General features: G+C 39.6%; 18 protein-coding genes and 1 tRNA gene. 2 read left to right on the top strand and 17 right to left on the bottom strand.

From position 1 onward, the window contains the following. A tRNA-Glu gene (locus M1F56_RS04870) sits at positions 1-72 on the bottom strand. Positions 73-117: 45 nt separating this feature from the next. Then, positions 118-1,500, bottom strand: a complete 1,383-nt coding sequence (gene rlmD, locus M1F56_RS04865) for a 23S rRNA (uracil(1939)-C(5))-methyltransferase RlmD (RefSeq protein WP_247917035.1) — start codon at positions 1,498-1,500, stop codon at positions 118-120. Between the two features lie 37 nt (positions 1,501-1,537). Here rlmD and recX point away from each other — a divergent pair, with 37 nt between their 5' ends. Together recX and ntdP are read left to right on the top strand one after the other, a co-directional pair. Continuing rightward, positions 1,538-2,314, top strand: a complete 777-nt coding sequence (recX, locus tag M1F56_RS04860) for a recombination regulator RecX (RefSeq protein ID WP_247917034.1) — start codon at positions 1,538-1,540, stop codon at positions 2,312-2,314. 88 nt (positions 2,315-2,402) lie between these two features. Beyond that, on the top strand, positions 2,403-2,936 hold the full coding sequence (ntdP, locus tag M1F56_RS04855; protein ID WP_000775318.1) for a nucleoside tri-diphosphate phosphatase: 534 nt from the start codon (positions 2,403-2,405) through the stop codon (positions 2,934-2,936). A gap of 70 nt (positions 2,937-3,006) precedes the next feature. On the opposite strand, the gene M1F56_RS04850 is transcribed toward ntdP, so the two are convergent. From M1F56_RS04850 to M1F56_RS04780, 15 genes are all read right to left on the bottom strand, one after another. Then, the gene (locus M1F56_RS04850; protein WP_033583681.1) at positions 3,007-3,774 is read right to left on the bottom strand and encodes an epoxyqueuosine reductase QueH; all 768 of its coding nucleotides are present in this window, start codon (positions 3,772-3,774) and stop codon (positions 3,007-3,009) included. A gap of 125 nt (positions 3,775-3,899) precedes the next feature. Beyond that, positions 3,900-5,522: a chaperonin GroEL gene (groL, locus tag M1F56_RS04845; protein ID WP_247917033.1), complete on the bottom strand. Its 1,623-nt coding sequence runs from the start codon at positions 5,520-5,522 to the stop codon at positions 3,900-3,902. Positions 5,523-5,537: 15 nt separating this feature from the next. Continuing rightward, the gene (gene groES / locus M1F56_RS04840) at positions 5,538-5,822 is read right to left on the bottom strand and encodes a co-chaperone GroES (RefSeq protein WP_247917032.1); all 285 of its coding nucleotides are present in this window, start codon (positions 5,820-5,822) and stop codon (positions 5,538-5,540) included. A gap of 156 nt (positions 5,823-5,978) precedes the next feature. Beyond that, positions 5,979-6,374: a single-stranded DNA-binding protein gene (locus M1F56_RS04835; protein WP_000282436.1), complete on the bottom strand. Its 396-nt coding sequence runs from the start codon at positions 6,372-6,374 to the stop codon at positions 5,979-5,981. Between the two features lie 77 nt (positions 6,375-6,451). After that, complete coding sequence (locus tag M1F56_RS04830; protein ID WP_247917031.1) at positions 6,452-7,213, bottom strand: SDR family NAD(P)-dependent oxidoreductase; 762 nt, start codon at positions 7,211-7,213, stop codon at positions 6,452-6,454. Between the two features lie 42 nt (positions 7,214-7,255). After that, the gene (ytpR, locus tag M1F56_RS04825) at positions 7,256-7,882 is read right to left on the bottom strand and encodes a YtpR family tRNA-binding protein (protein ID WP_247917030.1); all 627 of its coding nucleotides are present in this window, start codon (positions 7,880-7,882) and stop codon (positions 7,256-7,258) included. Between the two features lie 14 nt (positions 7,883-7,896). After that, the gene (locus tag M1F56_RS04820; RefSeq protein ID WP_247917029.1) at positions 7,897-8,214 is read right to left on the bottom strand and encodes a thioredoxin family protein; all 318 of its coding nucleotides are present in this window, start codon (positions 8,212-8,214) and stop codon (positions 7,897-7,899) included. Beyond that, positions 8,211-8,510 (bottom strand): DUF4651 domain-containing protein, encoded by a 300-nt coding sequence (locus M1F56_RS04815; RefSeq protein WP_247917028.1) that lies wholly within the window; start codon positions 8,508-8,510, stop codon positions 8,211-8,213. The genes M1F56_RS04820 and M1F56_RS04815 overlap by 4 nt, the downstream gene beginning before the upstream one ends. Before the next feature lie 93 nt (positions 8,511-8,603). Further along, on the bottom strand, positions 8,604-9,677 hold the full coding sequence (locus tag M1F56_RS04810) for an N-acetylmuramoyl-L-alanine amidase family protein (RefSeq protein WP_247917027.1): 1,074 nt from the start codon (positions 9,675-9,677) through the stop codon (positions 8,604-8,606). A gap of 117 nt (positions 9,678-9,794) precedes the next feature. Next, the gene (locus M1F56_RS04805) at positions 9,795-11,402 is read right to left on the bottom strand and encodes a CTP synthase (RefSeq protein WP_247917026.1); all 1,608 of its coding nucleotides are present in this window, start codon (positions 11,400-11,402) and stop codon (positions 9,795-9,797) included. A gap of 329 nt (positions 11,403-11,731) precedes the next feature. Then, positions 11,732-12,322, bottom strand: coding sequence for a DNA-directed RNA polymerase subunit delta (gene rpoE / locus M1F56_RS04800; protein WP_000418415.1), 591 nt, complete (start codon positions 12,320-12,322; stop codon positions 11,732-11,734). Between the two features lie 131 nt (positions 12,323-12,453). After that, positions 12,454-14,031: a hypothetical protein gene (locus tag M1F56_RS04795; protein WP_247917025.1), complete on the bottom strand. Its 1,578-nt coding sequence runs from the start codon at positions 14,029-14,031 to the stop codon at positions 12,454-12,456. A 70-nt stretch (positions 14,032-14,101) separates the two neighbouring features. After that, positions 14,102-15,322 carry a DNA cytosine methyltransferase gene (locus M1F56_RS04790; protein WP_247917024.1) on the bottom strand — a complete coding sequence of 407 codons (1,221 nt, stop codon included), beginning with the start codon at positions 15,320-15,322 and terminating at the stop codon, positions 14,102-14,104. 189 nt (positions 15,323-15,511) lie between these two features. After that, complete coding sequence (locus M1F56_RS04785) at positions 15,512-16,363, bottom strand: DNA adenine methylase (RefSeq protein ID WP_125422717.1); 852 nt, start codon at positions 16,361-16,363, stop codon at positions 15,512-15,514. Further along, positions 16,356-18,128: a hypothetical protein gene (locus M1F56_RS04780; RefSeq protein WP_125422720.1), complete on the bottom strand. Its 1,773-nt coding sequence runs from the start codon at positions 18,126-18,128 to the stop codon at positions 16,356-16,358. Before M1F56_RS04780 ends, M1F56_RS04785 begins: the two co-directional genes overlap by 8 nt. Positions 18,129-18,186: the final 58 nt, after the last annotated feature.

Below are 18,186 nucleotides of genomic sequence, written 5' to 3'. Positions count from 1 at the left end.
TAGTCCGTACGGGATTCGAACCCGTGTTACCGCCGTGAAAAGGCGGTGTCTTAACCCCTTGACCAACGGACCTTGAGCTTTTCAACTCTTTCTATTATACCTACTTTTTTACCTTTGTCAAGATCTTTTTTCAGTGAAGTTGATTTTTCTTTTCTTCACTAACTTAACTACTGCTTCTGTCCGTGCAGTGTGGGGAAACATATCGACCGACTGGATATACTGGAGATCATAGACTTTTACCAGTTTAACTAAATCTCGCGCCAAGGTCGAAACATTGCAGGATACATAGACCATTTTTTCTGGGACATAGGTCAGAATGGTATCCAACAGCTTATCATCTAAGCCTGTACGAGGAGGGTCAACTATCAAGGCATCTGCTCGGTAACCATCTTGATACCAGCGTGGAATAATCTCTTCTGCTGTCCCCGCTTCGTAATGGGTATTGTCAAACCCCATTTTTTGAGCATTTCGCTTGGCATCTTCTATGGCTTCTGGGATAATGTCCATTCCTCTAAGACTCTTGACCTTATGTGCGAAGGCAAATCCAATCGTCCCAACACCGCAATAGGCATCAATCAGATGATCTTCTTTGCTGACATCCAGAGCCTTAACTGCTTCACTATAGAGAATTTCTGTCTGCTCAGGATTAAGCTGATAAAAAGCTCGAGGGGAGAGAGAAAACTCATAGTCGAGTACTCCTTCTTGAATACTCTCTTGGCCCCAGATAATTTCTGTCTTTTCACCATAGATTTCACTTGTTTTTGCTGTATTTGTGTTAACCGCAACTGTGACAATTTCTGGAAAATCTTTAACTAAGTCTCTTACCAGCTGGGTTAAATTAAGCTGGCGATTCGTGACAACAATAATCTGAACTTGACCCGTTTTTCTCGCTCGGCGTACCATGATGGTGCGAACACCTAGCGTTTTTCTCTCATCGGTGATGGGAATTTGATGATAAGTGAGAAGCTCAGCTAGGCGATTCGCAATCACTTGGGTTTCCTTATCTTGTACCAAACAGTCTTTCAATTCTACAAGATAATGAGAGTTTTGCGCATACAAACCTGCTTTGACCTGATTTTTAAATTTCCGAGTCTGGAATTGAAGCTTAGCACGGTAGTACTTTGGTTCCTGCATTCCAATAGTTGGACGAATTTCATAGTTTTCATATCCTGCAGGGGCAAATTTTTTTAGAGCTTGGTAGAGCAGATTCGTTTTGAACTCTAGCTGCTTATCATAGTGGAGGTGCATGATTTGGCAACCACCACATTCATTATAAATCGTACAAGCTGGTACGACTCGAAATTTAGACTTCTTATTAACCTTTAGCAATTTGGCTTCGACAAAGTTACGTTTAATAGAAGTAATCTGACAATAGATGTCTTCTCCTTTGAGGGCGCCTGGCACAAAAACGAGGGTTTTCTGGTAGAAACCGATTCCCTCACCATTGATGCCCATCCGCTTGATTTTTAAAGGTATTTTTTGTTTGACTTTCAGATTCATATCCCTATCTTATCACATTTTAGGGTATAATAGAACTATGAAAATCACAAAACTTGAAAAGAAAAAACGCCTCTACTTGATGGAACTAGATGGACAGCAAACCTCTTATATCACGGAAGATACCATTGTCCGTTTTATGCTATCTCGAGATAGGGTCATTAGTAAAGAGGAACTTACCGAGATTCAGGACTTTGCTCAGTTTTCTTATGGTAAGAATCTCGCTCTCTACCATTTATCCTTCAAGGCCCGTACTGAAAAGGAAGTGCGAGAGTATCTGAAAAAGTATGATATTGATGAAAAAATAACTAGTCAAGTTATCGCTAACCTTAAAGAAGACAACTGGATTAATGATCGTCAGTATGCCTACTCTATCATCAATGCAAATCAACTTTCTGGAGATAAGGGACCTTATGTGCTAGCTCAAAAACTATCTCAAAAAGGGATTGCCAAATCAACTATTGAAGAGGTGTTAAAGGATTTTGATTTTTCAGAGGTTGCTCAACGTATTGCAGAGAAACTGCTTAAAAAATACGCTGGAAAACTTCCCGCTCGTGCCTTGCAGGATAAGATTATTCAAAACTTGACCAACAAAGGCTTCTCCTATTCTGATGCTAAAAATACTTTTGATGACTTGGATAGTCAAGTTGACCAAGAAACGACTCAGGAACTCATTTTCAAAGAGTTAGACAAACAATATACTAAATACGCTCGCAAATATGAAGGTTACGAACTAAAGCAACGATTGACTCAAGTTTTGGCTAGAAAGGGCTATGATTTTTCGGATATAGCAAGCGCTCTCAGAGAATATCTTTAATATTTTCGTGTAAAATTCAAAAAAATTAGACCAATTTATGATATAATAGTAGACGATAAACTTATAAATTGTAGAAAGTTGGTTAGTTATGAAACTTCCAAAAGAAGGCGACTTTATTACAATTCAAAGTTATAAGCATGATGGGAGTCTCCACCGCACTTGGCGGGACACCATGGTACTAAAAACAACAGAGAACGCTATTATTGGCGTCAACGACCACACACTTGTTACCGAAAGTGACGGTCGTCGTTGGGTGACTCGAGAACCCGCTATTGTTTACTTTCACAAAAAATATTGGTTTAATATCATTGCCATGATTCGTGATAATGGGATTTCCTACTATTGCAATATGGCCAGCCCCTACTATCTAGATGAAGAAGCCCTGAAATACATTGACTATGATTTGGATGTCAAGGTCTTCACTGATGGTGAAAAGCGTCTCTTGGACGTTGAAGAGTATGAGCGCCATAAACGCAAAATGAAGTATTCTGATGATTTAGACTATATTTTGAAAGAGCATGTTAAAATCCTTGTTGATTGGATCAACAATGGACGCGGTCCTTTCTCAGAGGCCTATGTCAACATTTGGTACAAACGCTACATAGAACTAAAGAATCGGTAAAGTTGTCAAACTGGGGTGCGAGCCCCGGTTTTTTTATTTGAAAAACCCAGCTTTTCGGCTGGGTTGATTTCTATATATCTAATTTAGTCACAGTAAACTTGATGTGGGAATAGTCTTTTTCAACATCCTTATCCAACAAGAAAGCCGTGGCATCCTTCTTAACCTGAACAAGGTCAATGTTCTGAGCTTGAGCCGCATAGACGCATCCACAATAACATTGACGATAGATATCATACTCCTCGCACATCTCCACCGAGCGCTTATAGCCTTGATTTTTCTTGAAATCACTTGGAAGATAGTGGGTGGTATAAATCTTTTGCACATCGATTCCGATGCTGTTGATGGTTTGAGAGTTCTTATGGGGACTGATGGTCAAAGCTGAACCAAAGTAGTCAAAGCCCAAGTCCATAGCTACCTGTGCTGTTTTATCCAAACGGTAATCAAAACAAACCTTGCAACGATCGCCACCTTCGGGTTCTTCTTCCAGTCCTCTGACTAACTTCCGGTATTCATTGGGTTCATAAGGCGCTTCTAAATAGTGGACCGTATTTCCTGTCCTCTCATTGAAATCACTGACAAATTTCTTGGTGACGTAAGCTCGCTTGTGGTATTCTGCCTTGGGATGGATATTGGAATTGGCAAAATAGATAGTCACATCAGCGTATTTTGTCAGGTATTCTAGGGTGTAGGTACTACAAGGAGCACAGCAAACATGCATGAGAATAGTGGGACGTTCCTCATTTTTTTCCCAAACCTGAACCATTTTCTGCATGACACGGTCATAATTAATCTTCTGATTGGGATTCATCTTGCTCAGAATTTCTTCTACATCGATCATGTTCTTCTCCTTTTTCTAGTCTTATTTTATCATATAAGTTAGGAGAGCTCAATCCAATTTAGAAGTGATTATCATAAAAAGAAGGGATATGTATTCCCTTCTTTTGTGTTTTTTATAAGTTACTTTTACATCATCCCGCCCATCATGCTTGGATCCATTGCTGGAGCTGGGGCTGCTGGTTCCGGTTTATTGGCTACGACTGCTTCTGTTGTCAAAATCAAGCTGGCTACAGAGGCTGCATTTTGAAGGGCTGAACGGCTCACTTTAACTGGGTCGATGATTCCTTCTTCAATCATGTTGACCCATTCGCCAGTTGCTGCGTTGAAGCCTGTACCAACTTCAGCATTTTTCAAACGGTCAATAACAATAGAACCTTCGAATCCTGCATTGTGGGCGATTTGACGAACAGGTTCTTCCAAGGCACGGAGAACAATATTACGTCCTGTTGCTTCATCTCCTGTCAATTCCAAATCAGCTACGGCTGGGATGACATTTACAAGAGCTGTTCCACCACCTGCAACGATTCCTTCTTCCACGGCTGCACGAGTAGCGTTGAGGGCATCTTCAATGCGGAGTTTCATTTCTTTCAACTCAGTTTCAGTTGCAGCTCCGACCTTGATGACTGCGACACCACCTGACAATTTTGCCAAGCGTTCTTGCAATTTTTCACGGTCAAATTCAGAAGTTGTAGTTTCAATTTGAGACTTGATAATCGCAACACGGTGAGAAATAGCTTCAGGATTTCCAGCACCTTCTACGATAACCGTGCTATCTTTGTCCACAGTTACTCTCGCTGCTTGACCTAGCGCCTCAATAGTAGCGTCTTTCAACTCAAGACCAAGATCTTCTGTGATGACTGTTCCACCTGTCAAGATAGCGATGTCTTCTAACATAGCCTTACGGCGGTCACCAAATCCAGGAGCCTTGACAGCTACGACATTGAAGGTTCCGCGAATCTTGTTCAATACAAGAGTCGGAAGAGCTTCGCCATCTACATCATCCGCAATAATCAAGAGTGGACGATTGCTTTGAAGAATGCTTTCTAGAAGTGGCAAGATTTCTTGGATATTGGAAATCTTCTTGTCTGTAATCAAAATGTATGGATTTTCAAGATCAGCCACCATTTTTTCGCTATCTGTCACCATGTACTGCGATAGGTAACCGCGGTCGAACTGCATTCCTTCAACAACTTCAAGTTCTGTTTCCATACCACGTGACTCTTCAATGGTGATGACTCCATCTTTGCCAACTTTTTCCATGGCTTCAGAGATGTATTCGCCGACTTTTTCAGAACGAGAAGATACGGCAGCAACTTGAGCGATGGCTTCTTTGTTGGCAACAGGGATGGCATTGTTTTTCAAGGCTTCTACAGCAGCAGCAACCGCTGCTTCAATCCCCCGACGAATGCCGATTGGATTGGCACCTGCAGTGACGTTTTTGATTCCTTCGCGGACGATTGCTTGGGTCAAAACAGTTGCAGTTGTCGTTCCGTCACCTGCGATATCGTTGGTCTTTGAAGCCACTTCTGATACCAATTTGGCACCCATATTTTCAAAATGGTCTTCTAATTCAATTTCTTTGGCAATAGTAACACCGTCATTGGTAATCAATGGTGAGCCAAATGATTTTTCAAGAACGACATTACGACCTTTTGGTCCTAAGGTTACTTTAACAGTGTCTGCAAGGACATCGACACCGCGGACCATAGCTGAACGAGCATCAGATGAAAATTTAATTTCTTTTGACATACTTACTTTCTCCTTCTATTCTTCAATGATAGCCAAAATGTTAGCTTCGCCTACGATAATGTACTTTTCATCGCCATCTTTGACATCAAGACCTGCATGTGCTTCTACCAAGACAAGATCACCCATCTTAACACTTGGAGCAACCAGATCACCGTTCAAGGTGCGAACACCTTGTCCTGTAGCTACAACTCGGGCTGTTTTGGTTTTTTCTTGGGCTGAGCCTGCAAGGACAAAGCCTCCAACAGTTTGTTCTTTTTCTTCGATTTTCAAGACCACACGGTCTCCTAATGGTTTCAACATCTGTTTTCCTCCATGATGAGATACATATTATTAGCACTCTTTGTATCTGAGTGCTAAATCATAGTTCTATTGTATCACTTGGTCAGAAATAGTCAAGAAAAAAGTCTGACTTTCTCAAGATAAAAAAGCCTAAGATTGACTTAGGCTTTTTTATGCTTAAAATGGCAATTCCTCCTCTTCCAAAACCAAATCTGCCAAATCCTGTCCTGCATTATTTTCACGCATGGCACGTTGGGCACGACTTTCCAGAAGTTGGAATCCTGTGGCAAGGACTTCAGTCACATAGTTCATTTGACCATTTTTCTCGAAGCGACGGGTACGAAGTTCTCCATCCACTGAAATGAGGCTTCCTTTGGTCGCGTAACTTGCCAAGGTTTCAGCCAATTTCCCCCAAAGAACAAGATTAACAAAATCAGCTTCGCGTTCGCCATTTTGGTCTTTGTAACGACGGTTCACAGCGATAGTTGCTCGCGCTACCGACTTGTCATTGTTGGTTTTGTGCAATTCTGGTGTAGACGTTAAACGTCCAATAAGAATAACTTTATTATACATATTTTCTTCCTCCTACTTATCTATTCGCAGGAAATCAAAAAAAGTTACAGAAATTTGTAACTTTTCGAGAAAATTTTTTATTTTTTATGAACCATGAAACCTGTCGCCTGTTGATTGGTCATAATAGTCATATCTGTAATCTGCACACGACGAGGCTGACTGGTCACATAGACCACTGTATCTGCAATATCCTGAGCTTGCAAGGCTTCGATCCCCTGATAAACCGTCGCAGCCCGCTCTTTGTCACCATGAAAACGAACTGTAGAGAAATCTGTTTCGACAATCCCCGGTTGAATGGTTGTCACCTTGATGTCCGTTGCGATCGTATCAATTCGTAGTCCATCTGAAAAGGTTTTAACTGCTGCCTTGGTGGCTGAATAAACTGCTGCACCCGCATAGGCATAAATTCCTGCGGTTGACCCCATATTGATAATATGACCCTGATTGGCTTTTACCATTGCTGGTAAGAAACAGCGAGTGACTGCCATCAAACCCTTGACGTTGGTATCCAACATGGTCAGCATATCCAATTCTTCATAGTCTTGATAGGGAGCCAAGCCAAGAGCTAGTCCAGCGTTATTGACCAATATATCAATCTGCCCTATCGTTTCCAAAATATCGGAGCAGACAGTCTTGACCATGGTCATATCTGTGACATCCAGTAGAAAAATCCAAACTGTTTGATTAGGAAAAGTTTCTGCAAACTCTGACTTGAGAGTCTCTAGTCTGTCTGTCCGTCGCCCTGTTAGAACGACATTCTCCCCCTGCTCCAGATAAGCACGCGCAATCGCTTCACCGATTCCTGAGGTCGCTCCTGTAATCACTACATTTTTCGCCATCTTATCCCCCCTCTATCTGGTCTATCAAATACTGACAATTTCCTAGGCAGTCCAGTGTTTGGCTGGGTCAAATGGAGTTCCGACAACTTGGTCTTCTGATAATTCAATAACCCCACGTTTTTGCGGAGCATTTGGTAGATGCAATTCACGAGGGCTACACATCATGCCAAAACTCTTTTCACCACGAAGTTCGCCTGGGAAAATGAGATTTCCTTTTGGCATCATCGCCCCAGGAAGAGCCACAATGGTTTTCAACCCAACACGCGCATTAGGTGCTCCTGCCACGATTTGCACTGTCTTATCACTTGCGACTGCAACTTGGCAGATGTTGAGGTGGTCACTATCTGGATGGGCTACCATCTCGACAATCTTACCGACAACAAACTTAGGTTCCTTGTCATTGACAATTTCTTCTGTAAATCCTTCCGCCTGCAATTCTTGGTTCAAACGTGCTACTTGCTCATCTGTCAAAAAGACTTGACCGCGCTCTGCAATTTCAAACAAACTTGAAACTTCGAAAATATTCCAAGCTACTGTTTCCCCATTATCTTTGAGGAAAACACGGGCTACTTTGCCTTTGCGCTCCACATCTAGTTTGGCATCTCCGCTGTTTTTCACGATGACCATAAGGACATCACCGACATGCTCTTTATTATATGTAAAAATCATTGTTTTCTTTTCTCCTATTTCAGTCCAGCTAAAAAGTCGTTGATTTGTTCCTTACTTTTACGGTCGCGATTGACAAATCGGCCAATTTCCTTGTCCTTTTCTAGCACAACAAGGCTAGGAATCCCGTACACATCCCAGAGTTTGGCTAGATCCATGTACTGGTCACGGTCCACTCGAATAAAGGTGAACCCTGGATTGGTCTCCTCAATCTCTGGCAAGGATGGATAGATATAACGACAATCGCCACACCAGTCCGCCACAAAAAGGAAAACCTTCTTGCCATCTTGCTCGACAAAACCTGCAAGCTCTTCTATACTATTGGGAGTAATCATAAGGCTTCCTCCTCATAGACTAGGTCTTCATTTTCATAGACAAAGGTATAGTGACGACCATCCTCGAAAATGACTCCTCCGACGAGTCGCTCTAGGCTACTTTCGTAGACTTGAACATAAATAGTCGCAATCTCACCCATATCTGAGAAAAGTTCGCGCACGATAGCGGTCAACTCTTCTTGAGTCTTCATGAGTTTGTGGTTATCTGCTGCTTTTTTAGCCCCTAAAGCAAGGGCACTTAGACCAGCCACAGTCAAGCCAGTCATCCATAATTTCTTAGCTTTCATACCATTCATTGTAACACAAAAAGGGCTCTAGGACAAATAGGGAAGTAGCATATAGGTAAGGAAAATCCCCTTCCCTCAATGAGGAAAGAGGACAACTTATCCTTATTGCCAGGCACCTGAGTTGCCAACGTAGTAGCCATCTGGTGTGTAGGTATTGCGAAGCATCTTACCTGATGCAGCTAGATAATACCACTTGCCATTGTCTTTGACCCAATCATTCGCAATCATGGCACCAGAAGAACTTACATAATACCATTCTCCCTTGTCAAAAATCCAAGTGCTTGCTTTCATAGAGCCTGAAGTTGATAAATAGTACCACTTGCCTTGGTCGTAAAGCCAATCATTAGCAATCATAGCTCCTGATGATTTAAAGGCATACCAGTTGCCACCTTGATAGAGCCAAGTTTGATTAAACATAATCCCTTTATCATTCATAAAGTACCAAGTTCCATTGTCTTTAACCCAAGCATTTTGAACTAGTTGGCCTTGTTTTTGATAGTACCAATTTTGGTCTGATTTTAGCCAGCTTTCTGATTTTACAATCGGATAAAGTTCTCGGAAGGCTCCTCCCCCCTTGTAGGAATGACTGATCGATTCTGGTTTTGTAAGTTTTAACTCACCATTGTCATGGTCTTTCCAAGCATAAACTTTTTGACCATTGATAGTCTCTGGTAAGGTAGCAGTGTAGGTCTTGGTTTGATAGTCCCATTTTGTATCAAGGTAGGTGTAATGGTCTTTTGATTCTTCAATACGGTAGTAGCCACTTTTCTCACCATTATATACATCATCTACCACTTTAGTGGACCAGGTCTTTACTTCATTTCCACTCTTGGCCTCGACCTTGATATCTCCTCTATAGCCATAAGGTACGTAGAAATTCAGGTAACGCCCCTCTGTACCGACCATAGACTTGTCCTTTTCTTGGCCTAGGAAATTGACTGTCTGATCTTGACCATTGAGACTGACCATCCACTCAATTTTCTCAGTTTTTGGCAAATCCAAGACTTTGATATCTACTTCATGGCCATTATTAAATCGAAGAATTTTGCCATCTTGATACTTAACCCCACCCTTAATAACCCATTCTTCTTCCAATTCGAATGCTTTTCCTGAATGAGGGAAAGCCAGTAAAGCTAAACCTGCTAGAGACAGACAAAATAGTGTGATTTTTTTCATTGTATATCCTCCTTAGGAATTATTATATTAATTATATCACTATCTATTTTTTTTGCAAATCTTATCCTAAATATGCTAGAAAAACCTCTGAGATTCTTCTCAAAGGTTCTGATTGTGCTAATTACTGTTCTCAACTGCTGCAGTGACAAAGGCAGTGTAGAGTTCTTCTGGACGGTTCGGACGACTGGAAAGTTCAGGGTGATACTGACAAGCCACAAAGAATTTATTTTCAGGAATTTCCACAATTTCGACCAAACGATTATCAGGAGAAACTCCTGAGAAGACAAATCCTGCTGCTTCAAACTGTTCACGAAAGGCGTTGTTAAACTCATAACGGTGACGGTGACGGCGTTGCACCACTTCTTGATTATGGTAAGCAGCTGCTGCCTTAGAACCACGTTTCAACTTAGATGGATAAAGTCCCAAACGAAGGGTGCCACCGATATCCTCAACATCAACCTGATCACGCATGATATCAATGATAGGGTATTTTGTATCTGGTGCAAGTTCTGCAGAATTGGCACCTTCAAGACCCAAAACGTGACGAGCAAACTCGATACAAGTCAACTGCATTCCCAAGCAGACTCCCAACATTGGGACATCATTCTCACGCGCATAGCGAATGGCTTGGATTTTCCCTTCCGTACCACGTTGACCGAAACCGCCTGGCACAATGATGCCATCTGCATCAGACAAGAGTTCTGCTACATTCTCTGCTGTCACATCATTGGCATTGATCCAATTAATCTTCACTTCTGCGTCATTGGCATACCCAGAGTGTTTCAAGGCTTCAACCACTGAGATATAGGCATCTTGCAACTCCACATACTTACCAACAAGGGAAATCTTAACTTGTTTTTTCAGGTTCATGACCTTGTCCACCATGGCTGACCACTCTGTCATATCCGCTGCTGGTGCGTCTAGCTTCAAATGGTCACAGACAATTTGGTCCATACCTTGTGCCTGCAAGTTCAATGGAATTTGGTAAAGGTGTTCGACATCCAAAGACTCGATAACGGCTTCTGGAGCTACGTCACAAAACTGAGCTAGTTTATTTTTAATGCCCTGACCAGCTGGTTTTTCTGTACGAATAACCAACATATTTGGCTGGATTCCCAAACCACGCAATTCTTTTACAGAATGTTGAGTTGGCTTGGTCTTCATCTCACCCGCAGCCTTGAGATAAGGAAGCAAGGTTGTGTGGATATACATAACATTATCCGCACCCACATCTGCCTTCATCTGACGAAGGGCCTCTAAGAATGGCAAGGACTCGATATCCCCAACGGTTCCACCAACCTCTGTGATAATGACATCCGAGTCGGTCGTTACAGCGGCACGCTTGATTTTTTCCTTCAAAGCATCTGTGATATGAGGAATAACCTGAACAGTTGCCCCAAGGTACTCGCCACGGCGTTCCTTACGAAGAACTTCACTGTAAATTTTACCAGTTGTCACGTTGGAATATTTATTGAGATTGATATCGATGAAACGTTCATAGTGACCCAAGTCCAAATCGGTCTCAGCCCCATCATCTGTCACAAAAACTTCCCCGTGCTGGTAAGGACTCATGGTTCCCGGATCGATATTGATATAAGGGTCAAACTTCTGAATAGTCACTTTGAGACCACGATTTTTCAAGAGACGCCCCAGACTTGCTGCGACAATCCCTTTCCCAATAGACGACACCACACCACCAGTTACAAAAATATATTTCGTAGACATAGATTCCTCTTTCTAAAATGCTCAAGGCCTTGTTGACTACGAGGGGAAATCGAAAATAAGACCCTTATGAATAACGACATTTCAAGAAAACTTCCTGAAAAACAAAAATAGCTCCCTAGTAACTAGGGAGCCCCGACCTCTAAAAGAGGTGCCCGAACAATATAATACCTTAAAGCAGAACATTTGTCAACCCGAATCGGTAAAACCTGAAAATAAGAAGATTACTTTCAGAAAACCAACTAAAGATCCGCATCCAAACGGATGTTTCGCTCAACTACTTTGCCCAAGTAACAAAAAAGGAGATCAGGCGATCTCCTCTGTGAAGTCTTTTACTCTTCTTCACTCGTTTCTGCGTCATCGTCAGAAAACTCGTCGTCTTCTTCGTTAAGATCCACGTCTTCACCCAAGTCATCAGGGGCGATTTCGTTGATTTCTGCATCGTAAGCTTCCACTTCATTTTTCTCATCATCTGGATTTTCATCATCGTATGAAAGAGCTGGATCAGCTTCGTATGCATCTTCATCTTCTGGATCATCCGCATTGTAGTCAATGGCATCTGAATCGCCATCCATAAAGGCATTGACGCGTTTTTTCTTAGCTTTTGGTGCTACTTCATCGTCGTCACTTTCTTCAAGAGCGATGATTTCTTCGTCAATTTCGTCCACACCATACCATGAACGAAGCCCCCATTTGTTGTCTCCAAGTGAGATGAAGCTACCGTCAAAGTTCAACTCTGTGTAGAACAAAGGCAAAGCTTCACGGATATCGCTGTTTGATGTTCCAAGGTAGTTTTGAATTTCATTTACAAGATCGCTAAAATGCATCTCATGATCGCGACCACGAAGTTCCAAGATAGCACGCGCTACCTCAATCATAGATAGTTCACTTTTTTCTTGCCCAGCAAATACTTCTAATTCCAAAGCGTTTCTCCTCATTTTTACTACTATCGCCAGAGTAGACAGACTCTGACCTCATTTTATCATGTACTCTTTATTGTACGATAATTTTGCGGAATAGTCAAAGGTTAAATGGGAGAAAGTGACAGGACTTTTTATTTCTTTGCTACCCAGCCGATGATGTCGCTTGGTGGATTTTCGGTATCAATCCAGATAAATTCAATACCAATTTCACCATTTTTAAATTTGGTCAATCGTATGCCATTGATTTCCAGCTCATTGAGTCGTTGACCTGTCAAGACTTCTCGTTCCTTCAACTGGAAAACGCCACGCAAAATCCAATTCCCAAGAATTTCTTGCTTATCAGTGGATTGAATCGCCTTGCCAGCTTCTTGGTTGATATAGGCATTGATAACATCTCCAGAAGATAAGAAGCGTAGCTTAAAGGTTCTTTCCTCTTTCGGTAGAGCTAGTTTTTTAGTGCCGGGTTCAAAAGTCCCAAATCCAGGACCAAAGAAATCAGGTCTTTCATCATGGAAATTTTTGGAGTCAGGCAGAGGAATGTATACTTCGCTAACTGGACGATAAACCAGCTGTTCAATTTCTTTAATGAGTTTTTTATTGCCAGTATTGTGAACAAAGTTAATCAAGTCCTCACGAATAGCTTTCATCTGAACTTTATCTTCCTTACTGGTCCATTTCTTCAATAGGACTTCCTTTAAAGACAAAGTCACAAAATCTAATTCTTCTGGAGCCAGACAGTCCTTAAATTTATCTTGAATCTTTAAAATTCGAGGCAGGCGATCTTTCTTAGCTAATTTTGAACCGCCGTTAAAGGCATTGAAACCAGAGTTTTCTTCCACATTTCCATGTTTATCTGTAATCACCCAAGACACTGTTTCTAAGATATCGGATTGTTCCTTTTCAGCTGTCAGCAAATGAAGATTTTCAAAGAGAGAAAAAGGGTCTTCGATATAATGGACGTCCCAAGTATCTACAACAATGTCTTTATTGTTAAAGGTCATATGAAGCTGGCTGTCAGCTGCGGTGTACTTGTAGTGGTGTTTCCCATCTGTAAAACGAAAATTGGTTGGATTATTTTTGGTAGTTGAGCCCTCAATGACCAGATTATCAATATCGACTGGTAAATAAGTCGTCTCCCCAACAAAAATTTTAGGATTTTCCCCCTTCGGTGTTGGCATCAGAACGTGATAAACAGCTTCAACATTGACCGAATCCGAGTTGAAACCCTTGATTTGTGCCTTAGAGGACTCGATTCTCTGATTTCTAAGAGTCGCAATCTTTCGTGCCAACTCTTCATAGCGCTGATAGTTTTCCTTATCTGCTGATTCTTTATCCGCTGAAATATCTGCATGAAACTTGATATCACCCAACAGGTCCGTCCAAGATTGAGAATCTTTCTTGAACTGGGCAATTTTTTGGTCTCCAGAATTAATCCCAAAAGACTTGATACCCACTAGGTATTTATGATTTTCATCCACAACAACTGAAGCATCATAGGAAGTATTAGCAATATCTTCCCCGACGGCATTAAAGGCTTTTTGAAAAACAGTTTCCTGAAATTTGGAATTGACAATCGGAGCTACAAAATTCTCTGTTTGTCCCTCATCTTCGGATTCTGCCTTTTGAGAGAAAGCTTGGCTCAAACTAGCGAAATTGGTAATTAAGGTTTTGTATTTTTCTTTTTGTTCAGACTTTAGATGTTCCCACATAAGCACCCTCTTTTCTATTTTCAGTATATCAAAAGAAGATTAGTTTTTCACTAATCCTCCTATATATTCGTTAATTTATACTGTAAAATTCGAGTTTACCTTGTTTTTTTACAAGTCTTAAATACTCTTCGTCTGATAAAACTGCTAATCCATCGTCATAAGCCTTGATTTTCTCAAGAGCCTGGTCATAGCTATCTACAAAATCCTTGACATAGGACTGCCCTTCAAACTGGCCGTTCATCTTGGTGTAGATAATGGCGAATTTCCCTGAGCGGTCAAGCTGAGATTGCCCTTGACTCTCATTTAAGGCCTTGGCAACATTTTCTGCGATGCGTTTAATCACGGGCACAACCACACTGTTTCCAGCCTGCTTGTATAGTTGACCGTTAGAAACCCCTTCTGGGATTTTAAAGGATTTAGGGTAACCTTGAACGTTAAAGGTTTCTTTCGGTGTCAGCTTGCGAATCTCACCACTGTCTGTCAAAATCAATGGAACGTTATGCCCACCTGTTCCCATATTTGCTGTGAGGGTAGGGACGACACCGTTTTTATTTTCACGGACATATTGACGTCGCCATTGGTAAACCGTATCTTGACTGGTGACTTCAAACTTCAACTGGTCGTAGAAATTTTGCTTGCCTTCACGGTAGTAGTATACCTCGTCTAGCTGATCAGCAAAGTTAATCACATCCTGAAGAGTAGTAGTCAGCTTGATTTCCTCTGGGAATTCAAACAAGTCATAAGCTTCCTTGGTATCAAAGCCGACAATGTATATCCGCTCACGGTTTTGTGGGATATTTCCATAGTCTTTCCCGTTAAGAACCTTCCACTTGATGAAGTAGTTGTTCTCGGTCAAGGCTTCACGAATAACCTTGAAGGTATTGCCATGGTCATGACCGACCATGTTCTTGACGTTTTCGATGAAAATAGCGCGAGGTTTGCATCCCTCAATCATGCGAAGCAACTCGAAGAAAAGATCGCCACGATCATCATCAAAGCCCTTGCGATAACCCGCAATACTAAAGGCTTGGCAAGGGAAACCTCCCATAATTACATCCACGCGCTCAGCTGGGATATCCTCTGGCTGAACATCGTGAATATCACGACCATCCAAATAGGTATCTGGATGGTTTAACTGATAAGTCTGACGCGCATACTTATCAAACTCATTGGCATACACCACTCTGAACTCGTTGGTCTGTTCAAATCCCAACTCAATTCCCCCAACACCTGAGAAGAAAGCTGCAATGTTGTACTTATCAGGTCGGTTCGAACTTACAGAATTTGTCATGTAGTAACCTGCTTTCTAAAATGTTGACTAACCATTCCAGTGTATCAGTTTAATCAAATGAAAATTAATTGAATAGTTCCTTAGAAATTATAAAAAATTTCCTTTAATCTGTTGCTAGTTTACAAATTTCAAAATCTAAAAAATCATCAGTTATTGATTGAACTAACTAATCTTATCTTGAGATGTTATTTATAAAATATGTAAGTACTCGTTGATTTTAGCTGACGATAATTCTTCACTAAAAAATATATATTCTATTCCTTTTTTTGAATTACCTGCACTATAGTTTAACATATAAGGGAAATGCTCAAATTTTGAGTACATATTTTGGATTTCCTTGTGAAAATCATATGTAAGAACCCATTTATGTTTACTCATATATTTATCAATAGTGTCTCGTAATTCTATATGATCTATGTGTTCATAAAAGTTTGTGTACAATTGTTTTCCCTTAACATAATATGGTGGGTCAAAAAAAGTCAGAGAACGTTTTGTACGATTAATATTATTTTTAATAAATTCAATAGCATCTATATTATACAAATTGATTCTATTTTTATTTTTAGCAATTAATTCAATCTTATTCATCAATACTTCTGTATTATATCTGCAATCCATTTTATAATTTCCCATTTGAGCTCTGCCACCTATGGGACCAGCTTGAATAATTCCTGATCGATTTGTTCTATTTAGATAAAATGTAGAGAAACCTAATGTAAGTAAGTCGACCTTTTCTTTGTTTCTTTGAATATCTTGCTGCTTATCCCATTCTTCAATCGTAAATACTGCCTCTTTTACTTTTTTTATAAAAGAATCGGTATCATGTAAAATTGAAAACCACATTGCATAGACAGATCTATCAAAATCATTTAACATTATTTTTTTGACGTTATTATTGAGCAACAATTTTAGTGCCACTGCGGCTCCCCCGCAAAATGGTTCTATATAGGTATCAATATTGTTATTCTCTACCAAATATTTAATATATTGGTAAGTTTTATTTTTTCCTCCAGGATAACGTAATGGGCTAAAATTATCCATTATTTACTCCTTCTACCAATCTATTAAAAATAACAGAAAAATATCTCTTAAATTTCCGACCAATTGACTGAATAGTAGTAATACTAATTTCGGTTTTATAATCGTGAATTAAACCATTCAATGTTTCAATATCAATATCGTGTTTATTAAAAGTTTTTGCTTCCGTTTTTGAAAGTTTTTTATTTGTCACTAAGTGATTTTTTACGACTGAAACAAGAGCAGGTAATTTTTCTGGTGGTTGTTTTATATTGACTAAGTCAACATAAGCTTTAGTACTGTATTCTATTAAATTTCTCAAAAGGAATGCAATAATAATGTGATCACCTGTATTCATTGACAAAACATTCGAATTTTGCAATTTTTTAATTACTTCACAAATTTTAAAGTAATTAGTATTAGATGATAATTTTGCCAAAGATTCATCATACCAATTTTGATCAAATAGCACTTGATAATCCTGTTGTCTATTATTAAAATCTACATTTAAGAAAATTTTAAAATATTTAATAATCCCATTGTATTGGACTTCAATATCATATGCACCATTTTCTGAAATAGAATCAATGATATTGTCTTTAATCACAATATTTTGATGAGAACAACTAACTGAGATTCGTGCATAATCTGAACTTTGTCTTGGAATCCGGTTATCATTTTCATCAAATAGAGAAATACACTCGGTCAAATCATAATTCCTTTGTCCAATAGTTATCTGAGTTGGAGGAACAAAAAATTTATATTTTGTTTCCTGATTCGGTGAGTCAGATGTTTTTTTATTATCCTTCAGACTGTCTTCAGTATTTTTTGTACCATTACCAAAAGAATTCTCTGATGTATTCTCGTTAAACGCTTCTGTTGTTTCAAGAGCTTTATATTCTCTAATTTTTTCAGCTAAACCTGGGACTACTTCGTTGTCTGTAACAATTTTACTCCATTGTCCCTGTACACTAAATACCCGTGTATCTAATTTTTTATCAATCCAAACTGCTTTACCTAATAATCCTAATATTTCGTGATAGATTTTTTCATTTTTGGCTGTAGGTTGTAACTCATCATTAAGTTCAAGATTTAACTCTTTAATTAATGGTCTTAAAACTCTAGATACTAGTACATCGGTATCCAAATGTGTTAGTTTTTCCAAGTCAGGCTTATAAATTTTAGTTGCATTATAAACAGCTGTTAAATAATTTAATTGTTGGATAGAGTTTCTAATCGCAGCCTTTCCTTCAGGAGTAATACTTTTAATTTTCTCTAAAGATTCATAGCTAGATAGTCCTTTTTTTCTATATTGGGTATAAAGATTATGGTAAAATACTCTTTTATCGGTAGCGCTCCATGTCTTAATTCCATCAACATGTTTTGCGCTAATCTTAAAAAGAGCCTCATCTCTACTAGCTTCACTTACTACATCACAACTAACTTCAAAATCTTTTATATTCAACTTTGTTTGTTCAATTCTCTTCCTTTCCGAACTTGATAATAGTGATGAATATTGAAACAAAAGTTTTAGAGAAGCAATTCTTCGATTACCTTCTAATACAGTATAACTAACTTTTCCGGAAGTCCCACTTTTCAAAACAATAATTCGTTCACCTATCGTATTATACCCGTTTTCGACAATTTGAAATGCAAGTTCTTTAATTTGTTCAAAATTAATCAAATATCTAATTATTTCTTCCTCAGTATAAAAATCAAACATTGAAAATCTAGGATTATTGAAATCTAGATTAATATTCAAAGGATTTAAGACAACGGTATCAAACATAGCTATTCCTCTCACAACTGATTAAATTATACCTGCTATTATACCACAATAAACACGG

The organism is Streptococcus oralis (genome assembly GCF_023109005.1).
GTDB classification, from domain to species: domain Bacteria; phylum Bacillota; class Bacilli; order Lactobacillales; family Streptococcaceae; genus Streptococcus; species Streptococcus oralis_BU.
This window is presented reverse-complemented; position numbering and strand designations above follow the sequence as displayed.